The 7,763-nt window shown below is 63.9% G+C and carries 7 protein-coding genes and 1 tRNA gene; 2 read left to right on the top strand and 6 right to left on the bottom strand.

Features of this window, described 5'->3' with window-relative positions; all coding sequences use genetic code 11:
* Positions 1-424: 424 nt before the first annotated feature.
* From AC1D00_RS17275 to AC1D00_RS17285, 3 genes are all read right to left on the bottom strand, one after another.
* Positions 425-685, bottom strand: coding sequence for a DUF3551 domain-containing protein (locus tag AC1D00_RS17275; RefSeq protein ID WP_135175331.1), 261 nt, complete (start codon positions 683-685; stop codon positions 425-427).
* A gap of 158 nt (positions 686-843) precedes the next feature.
* Complete coding sequence (locus AC1D00_RS17280) at positions 844-1,086, bottom strand: hypothetical protein (RefSeq protein ID WP_135175332.1); 243 nt, start codon at positions 1,084-1,086, stop codon at positions 844-846.
* Positions 1,087-1,212: 126 nt separating this feature from the next.
* Positions 1,213-1,383 carry a hypothetical protein gene (locus tag AC1D00_RS17285; protein ID WP_167770913.1) on the bottom strand — a complete coding sequence of 57 codons (171 nt, stop codon included), beginning with the start codon at positions 1,381-1,383 and terminating at the stop codon, positions 1,213-1,215.
* Between the two features lie 274 nt (positions 1,384-1,657).
* On the opposite strand from AC1D00_RS17285, the gene AC1D00_RS17290 reads away from it, so the two are divergent.
* Complete coding sequence (locus tag AC1D00_RS17290; RefSeq protein WP_477011503.1) at positions 1,658-2,326, top strand: hypothetical protein; 669 nt, start codon at positions 1,658-1,660, stop codon at positions 2,324-2,326.
* A gap of 428 nt (positions 2,327-2,754) precedes the next feature.
* Here AC1D00_RS17290 and AC1D00_RS17295 read toward each other — a convergent pair.
* From AC1D00_RS17295 to AC1D00_RS17305, 3 genes are all read right to left on the bottom strand, one after another.
* Positions 2,755-2,830: transfer RNA gene (locus AC1D00_RS17295), tRNA-Lys, on the bottom strand.
* A gap of 326 nt (positions 2,831-3,156) precedes the next feature.
* A complete protein-coding gene (locus AC1D00_RS17300; RefSeq protein ID WP_135175333.1) occupies positions 3,157-5,826 on the bottom strand; it encodes a glycosyltransferase in 2,670 nt (889 codons plus the stop codon).
* 218 nt (positions 5,827-6,044) lie between these two features.
* Positions 6,045-6,641 (bottom strand): beta-1-3, beta-1-6-glucan biosynthesis protein, encoded by a 597-nt coding sequence (locus AC1D00_RS17305; RefSeq protein ID WP_477011501.1) that lies wholly within the window; start codon positions 6,639-6,641, stop codon positions 6,045-6,047.
* Between the two features lie 224 nt (positions 6,642-6,865).
* On the opposite strand from AC1D00_RS17305, the gene AC1D00_RS17310 reads away from it, so the two are divergent.
* On the top strand, positions 6,866-7,763 hold an 898-nt coding region (locus AC1D00_RS17310; protein WP_477011502.1), incomplete at its 3' end, for a glycoside hydrolase family 17 protein.

The following is a 7,763-nucleotide window of genomic DNA, read 5'->3' on the forward strand; positions in this document are numbered from 1 at the left end:
GTCCGAAAGCGAACAGAACGGATCGCCGAATGATCCTAGGCTACGGGCGCCAGGCCTTCCCCAAGGGGCCAAGCACCTCCAGCGGCCCCGGCCTCCCACACCCCGAATGCCCCCATGGCCGGGGCCGTCGTTCATCATCGAAGGCTGGTCTAACCTCGCCGCCGCGCCTGCCGCAAGCGGTGCAGATGCAACGTGACTCGATGTCGGACAGTCGCATCTCATCCGGCCAACGATCAGCGTTCACGGCGCCGGAATGGCCGCATCAGGTGACAGTGCACAAAATACGCTGAGCGAGGCCCCAACCCGAATGGCGCCCCACCTGGGCAATTGCGACGAGCGCTACAAGGTCAGGTGCACTGTCACCGTAGTTCATCGAGCGGCAAATTGGACCCGCCGGTTCATGCTGGCGGGCCTGCGATCTCTATCAACGACTACGGGGTGCCTGAGGCTGTTGCACACTTTGCTGCCGGAATAGAAGGCGCCGGTTTTCCGAACATATCACGTTCGACCGGCCCGACGCGGACGCCAGGCATTGCTCTCTCGTCTCATAAGAGCAGTCGCCGGAAGGGCCGAGTTCGCCACCATAGACGCACCAGGGGTAATCATACGAGACGGGAGCAGCGGAGCCGGCGACGGCGGCGGTCCCCGTTGCGAGCAAGGCGAATATGACCAGCATCGTGCGCATGATCAAATTTCCTCCGGTCTTCGGAAAACCGCTCCACGCCTTTCGTGCGTCGCTATCCGAAATCTGGCGGTAGCTTTCTCCGGTTCAAGGGAGGAGTGATTCCATCGCCGCTCAAGTTACGGTGACAGTGCACTTCACCGTAACCCAAGTGAAGCCCGTCACTTCAAGGCGTGATCGATCTTGTGTCCCAAATGCCCGGTATCGTGATCGCGGCGCAGCTGGCTCAGCGACGTCTCGTTCAACTGAAGCAGGACCTCGCTGAGCTGGGTCGCATCGGGATAGCCGGCCGCAAAACCCTTGCCGTAGATCTTGCGCAACGTGCCAACCAGCGTGTTGCCGTGCTTCTTGCTGATCCCGCCATCCTTGTCCCGATGGCGGCCATCCAGGCCCGTTTCCTTCATGTCTCTCTCCCGTGCGGCGTCTTCAGCGCCTGGAGAGAGCGTGCTCCCAAATGGGTCGATTGGCAACGGCGCGGCGCGCCGGCGTTGAGCGCCGGTTCGTGCCATCGGGTAGCGAAGGCGGAGTGGCTAGGCGGCCTGCTCCTCAAACGAGGTGTATACGCGGCCGGTCGGATCAACGATCTGGACGTCCCAGCACCCGTCCTCGACGAGCTCTCTGGCCTTCTTGAGGGCGGCCGCGAGTGACAGCCGCTTCAGGCTGACGACGCCTGCCGTGTCGAAACCGTTGATTTCAAACATGCCGCTCCCTCCTGTTTTGCTGAATCTTACACTGTTTGAGGGTGTTGTCTCGCGGCTTTGTGGCGCTTCGATGCCGGTCCTCCATGACCCGTTCCATCGCATGGACCCCGTAATCGGCCGGGGTGGCCGGGCCTGCCAGCCAGCCCTGCCGCTAACGTGGAATTAATCCAAAAAGCCCACAATTTGAGACAGTTGTGTAGATGGGTGCTGCGTAAAGGAGGCGTCGCGAGGACGTTTCGGCGACGGCTTCCTTTTGCTCGCTCATTTGAGGTCGATACACGTGACCACGACATTCGAAGCGCCAGGCCTCGTCGAACAACTCGACCCTGCAGCACTTGCAGCCGCCGCAGCAGCATCCGAGCCCGCAGCCGCGGAAGCTCCAGCACCGATCAAGCAGTCCGGCCGGAAATCGCTCCTGATATTGTCGGTGTGCGCCCTCGCAATCAACGGCTCGGCGGCGATCTATACGTCGCCATCCGATTTTTCGTCGCTGAATATCGGCAGTCTGGCCGAACTGCTTCCGCACCGGGACGCTGCTGCGCCAAAACCGGATCCGGTTGTCGCGGCCTTGAAGGATATCCAGTCGGCCCAGCAGCAACACACGGCGTCGCTGCAGGAGAACAGCCAGGCCTTGCAGCAAAATGCGGCTCTGCTGCAGCAGGACTCAATGGTGCTCCTGTCGCTGCGACAGAGCATCACGGACGAACGGGTCGATGTGAGGAAGATATCTTCGCAATTGTCCACGCTCATTGCGAAGGTCGACTCGCTGCAAGGCGCAATGATGTCCGACGTCACGTCCTCCATCCGAAGGGCGAATGCTCGCTATGGACTGTCCGCAGCGATGCGCAAACGGATGGTCCGGCAACCGCAATCCGTTGGGCCTGTTTCGGTGGGAGGAGCTCCGCTGAGTACGCCGGCTACGGTTTCAGCTCCGGAAAGCTGAGGATAGGGCCAGGCAAGGCGCTTGGGATGACTGACCTTCCAGCTCACGCTGGCGGGTCTTCTGGTTATGCCAAGCAGGCCATGATGGCGAGCACGACGTCGGCGCCCAGGTCGCCTGAGTACATCGTGAAAAGGATGCCAGCTCCAACAACAACCGCAAAGACTTTGAGAACGATCATTTTGAGATCCCCTCGTGAATGACGGGAGACTGGGCGCGGATTGTTTCCTGAGTGCTTCGCGTGATGCGGTAAACGGTTTCGTTCACCGAGGCGTTATCCGTGATGGGCTGCCCGGCTCGGGAGGGCCGCAACAGGGAACCGCTGCGGCCCGAGGCATTTTCGAGATCAAGCTTGGGGCGCGAACGCCGTTCGAGCGCATGTCGCTAAGCGAGAGTTTGACCGGCCGGCCATCGCGGGTGAGATGTCGGCTTGGTGAGCGCGCTGGGGCTCGAACCCAGGACCCCGTGATTAAAAGTCACGTGCTCTACCGGCTGAGCTACGCGCTCCCATGGCCGCTGATGGCTTCAAGAGATCGMCATCGTCTTCGGACATTCGAGAAGCATGTCTTGCCGCTGCGCTTAAGCTCGCGTCGCGGGGAAAAACCGGCTGTTTCCGGATCATGCTTTCGGCCCGCGCTGTGTAGGGGGATGGGGCGCTGAGGTCAATAGCGCGGGTGGTTGCCGAAACTCTTGGCAGGAGCGGGGATTTGCTCGCGGTGTCCGCAGCTTAAGCCGGAATTTTCATCCCGATTGGCGGCCGCTATCCACGCCGAACAGCGCCGGTGGCTTGTCGGCGCGGAGGTTTCACCCGCGCCGRCAGGCCGTTCGTACCGTCAGTTCGCCTCGCGCCGGACCTCGTTCGGCACGGCTTGCGACGTGCCGGCGGGGGTCGGCAGTGCGACCGGGCGCAGGCCGATCAGCTCGGCGGTGCGGATCGCGCTGTCGCGCCAGAACTGGAACGAGTTGATGCGGCTGAGCTCGAGGATGGCGATCGCGACCGCCGCCAGGAACGGCAGGCTTTGCAGCACCAGCACGCCGGCGAAGATGTAGATCTCGGTGATCTGCCTGAAACTGTTGGAGGCGATCAGCACGCCGGCGCCGATCAGCAGCAGGGCGCCGATCACGGCCTCCCAGAACGCCTGGAACTCGATCGACATCCTGGACAGGCCGCCCTTGGAGGTGCGCGCGAACGCGATGTGCTCGGTGATCAGTCCCTGCGCCACCGCGCGCGACACCGTCCATTGCACGCTCATCGCCGCGATCATCGCGCCCAGCATCTGGCCGGGTTTGATCGCGACGCGCGCGCGGTACATCGACAGGAAATGCGCCAGCGAGACGACGAAGGCGCCGATGATCGGCAGCGTCAAAATCTTGTCGGGGATGGCGATGTCGGCGAAGGCGACGATCGGCACCCAGACGAGGTTGAGCAGCGCCACGACCACGCCGAGGCTTTCGGCGCCCAGCCAGTTCAGCCAGCCGAGGCCATATTCGCGCTTCTGGTCCGGCGTCATCCGGCTCCGGCCGGGCAGGAAGTGGCGCCAGTGCTTCTTCACGATCTGGAGGCCGCCATAGGCCCAGCGGTGACGCTGCTTCTTGAAGGCCTCGTAGGTGTCGGGCAGCAGGCCCTGGCCGTAGCGGTGGTTGGTGTAATGCGTGACCCAGCCGAGTTCCTGGATCGCAAGGCCGAGATCTGAGTCCTCGCAKATCGTGTCGCTCGACCAGCCGCCGGCCATGTCCATGGCGGCGCGGCGGATCAGGCACATCGTGCCGTGCACGATGATGGCGTTGGCCTCGTTGCGCTGGACCATGCCGATGTCGAAGAAGCCGGCATATTCGCCGTTCATGATGTAGTGCATGATCGACAGATCGCCGTCGCGATGCTCCTGCGGCGCCTGCACGAGGCCGACGCGCGGGTCGGCGAAAGCCGGCACGAGGTCCTTCAGCCAGTCAGGGTCGACGACATAGTCCGCATCGAGGATGCCGATGATCTCGGCATCGACGGCGGTGCGGTCCATCGCGATGCGCAGCGCGCCGGCCTTGAAGCCCTGTACCTTCTCGGCGTTGATGAACTTGAAGCGTTCGCCGAGCGCGCGGCAATGGTCCTGGATCGGCTGCCAGAAGGCGGGATCCGGCGTGTTGTTGATGATGACCACGCATTCGTAGTTCGGGTAGTTCAGCCGCGACAGCGCATCGAGCGTCTGCTTGAGCATCTCGACCGGTTCGAAGTAGGCCGGGATGTGGATCGAGACCTTCGGGTAGTAATTCTCGGGAACGTTCTCGACCGGCTTGCCCTTGGCGAGCAGGCGCTGCGGCGGCCGGCCGAAGGCCACGGCTGCGATCTCGTCGATGCGCGCCATCGCGATCAGCACCAGCGGAACAAGCAGGATCATGCCGAGCGTCAGCGCGAAGGCCGAGCCGAAGATGAAATAGTGCCCGTTCCAGAACGCGAACACGGTGGCGGCCCAGGCACCGACGCCGTTGGCGGTCGCCGACAGCAGGAACGCCTGCTTGGCGGTCGGCTGCTGCAGCCGCAGGATCGGCAGCGACAGGAGCACGCCGACCAGCAGCGCGATCGTCATCAGCTTCCAGTAGTCAGGATTCTCCACCGGGCCGGTCCAGGCGAATTTCGGCTCGCGGCTGGCGTTGAGGATGCCCCAGTACGGACCGACGCCGCCTTCGAAGAACTTCCAGGGCTGATCGATCGCCTCGACGATGTTGTATTCCATGCCAATGGCTTCGGCGCGGCTGACGAAGTTGCGCAAGGTCAGCGCCTGCTGGAACGGGCCGGGGTCGGCGTTGCGCAAATTATAGCCCGCGCTCGGCCAGCCAAACTCGGCGATCACGATGCGCTTGCCCGGGAACAGGTTGCGCAGCAGGTTGTAGCGGTCGACGGCCTGGTCGACCGCCTGGTCCGAGCGGAAGTTTTCCCAGTAGGGCAGCACGTGCGCGGCGATGAAATCGACGTTGGATGCGAGCTCCGGATTATCGCGCCAGATGTTCCAGATCTCGCCGGTGGTCACAGGCACGCGGACCGCGCTCCTGACCCGCTTGATCATCTCGATGAGGTCTTCGACCTTCTGCTCGCCGCGATAGATCACCTCGTTGCCGACGACGACGCCGTTCACGTTGCTGTTCTTGCGGGCAAGCTCGATGGCGGCCTTGATCTCGCGCTCGTTGCGATCCTTGTCCCTGTCGATCCAGGCGCCGACGGTGACCTTGAGGCCGAACTCGGCCGCGATCGGCGGCACCAGTTCCACGCCGCCCGTCGACGAATAGAGGCGGATCGCGCGCGTCATGGTCGACAGCGTCTTCAGGTCGGCGCGGATTTTCTCCACCGTCGGGATGTTGTCGATGTCGGGGTGGGCCGAGCCTTCGAACGGCGCGTAGGAGACGCTGGGGAGCAGCCCCCTGAAGTCGGGCGCAGGTTCCCTGTCGCGCAAGACTCCCCAGATGCCCGCGTGGAGCACTGACACGAGCAACAGAACGGCGGCGACAACGCGCATCGCGGCTAAACCAAAAGGGGCTGAGGTGGCAGGGCAGCGGATCCGACCCCGAGATCCGACCGAGTCCGCGGCAAATGGAGCATACCTCTGCCGCGCGGTTTCACAACTGTCATGGCCTCATGTCCTTACGAGGGCATGGCCTTTTTCGAAAAACGCGCGGCAGTGCCAATCGTTTCTTTGGCCGATCATTCCTGAACGGAGGCTGAAGCGACCCGCTTCTATTTCTGGGGCGCCGGCGTCGGACTTGCCGCAGGCGAGGGGCTCGCGGCGGGCTGCGGTGCCGGCGCATTGCCTGATGTCGGCGCTGCCGGCTGGGAGGCTTGGGCGGCCGCCTGCTGCGGCTGGGAGGCCGGATTGATCCAGCAGGCATGCACGCGGCTGTCCAAGGTCTCGGCGACCTTGGGATCGATCTGGCCGCCGAAGCGGGTCAGGCAGCGGAAGGCGGCCTGGATGTGGCCGCCGGGGCAGCCGAAGCGGTCGTAGAGGTCGAGATGACGGAACGCGGTATCGAGGTCGTCCCGCCACATCAGCCGCACCACGCGTCGGCCGAGCCAGACGCATTCGGGGTTGCCGGCCGGCCCGTTGATGACCTGGGCGGCTTCGGCGAACTCGTCGGTGCGGCGCTGGTTCTGGGCGGCGTCCTTGGCGGCAGCGTCGGCGGGCTGGGCGGCGGCCTTGCCCTGATCGGGGGCGGGCGTGCCGCTCTGGGCGGAGGCGCCACCGAGACCAGCCAGGGCCAGAAGAGAGGTGACGGCCAAGGTGGCGGCGAACTGCCGCAGGACCGCATTTCGTGACTGACGCACCCGTTGCCGCATGAATTCCCCAACTTCTCCGCTGACCGCCCGCGTCAGGATCCCGCGGACGCGCCGGTGATGGCGTCCAAATGGGTCTCCAATGCGGCGGAAAATTCCCGGCGAGTTGCATGACCTGTATTTCGAATTTTGTCCAGCAAAGTCACGATCCTAGGCCTCTGTCGAACGGCCGCAGGTAAATTCCTTGGGGGAGGGAAGGATCCGCTTCGAACCACCCCCCTTGGCAGATGGCGCGCGAGCAGGTAATCGACGGCGCTTCGCGGAGGACGGAACCGATTTCACTTCGTACGCCACTGGCGCTGCTGCTCGTTTCACTGGGTGCGATTGCTGCCGTGTGGTGGTGGCTGGCCACGCCAATCACGCTCGCGCGCGCCCCGATCGATCCCGCCGACAAGGTTCAGTGCGTCTCCTATGCGCCGTTCCGCGGCGAGCAGTCGCCGCTGGACGCATGGACCCATATCGAGGCCGACCAGATCGAGCAGGACCTGCGCCAGCTCAAGGAGATCACCGACTGCGTCCGCACCTATTCGATGGAAAACGGTCTCGACCAGGTTCCGGCGATCGCCGCCAAGGTCGGCGGGCTCAAGGTGCTCCAGGGCATCTGGCTCTCCAGCAACCGCACCAAGAACTTTGAACAGGTCGCGCTCGCCGTTCGCCTCACCAAGGAGTTCCCCGACATCATCACTGCGCTCGTCGTCGGCAACGAGGTGCTGCTGCGCGGCGAGATGACGACGGCCGATCTCGTCTCGATCATCCGCTCGGTGAAGCCGCAGGTCCGCGTGCCCGTCACCTATGCCGATGTGTGGGAGTACTGGCTGAAGAACCGCGAAGTCTACGACGCGGTCGACTTCGTCACGATCCATATCCTGCCCTATTGGGAGGATTTCCCGGTGAAGGCGAAATTCGCCAGCGCCCATGTCGAGACGATCCGCGAGCGGATGGCGGTGGCGTTTCCCGGCAAGGAGATCCTGATCGGCGAAACCGGCTGGCCGAGCGAGGGCCGCATGCGCGACGGCGCGCTGCCGTCGCGCACCAACCAGGCGCGCGTCGTCTCGGAAATCCTGAGCCTGGCGAAGGCGCAGAAGTTTCGCGTCAATCTGATCGAGTCCTATGACCAGCCGTGGA

The organism is Bradyrhizobium sp. P2_E8 (assembly GCF_056403875.1).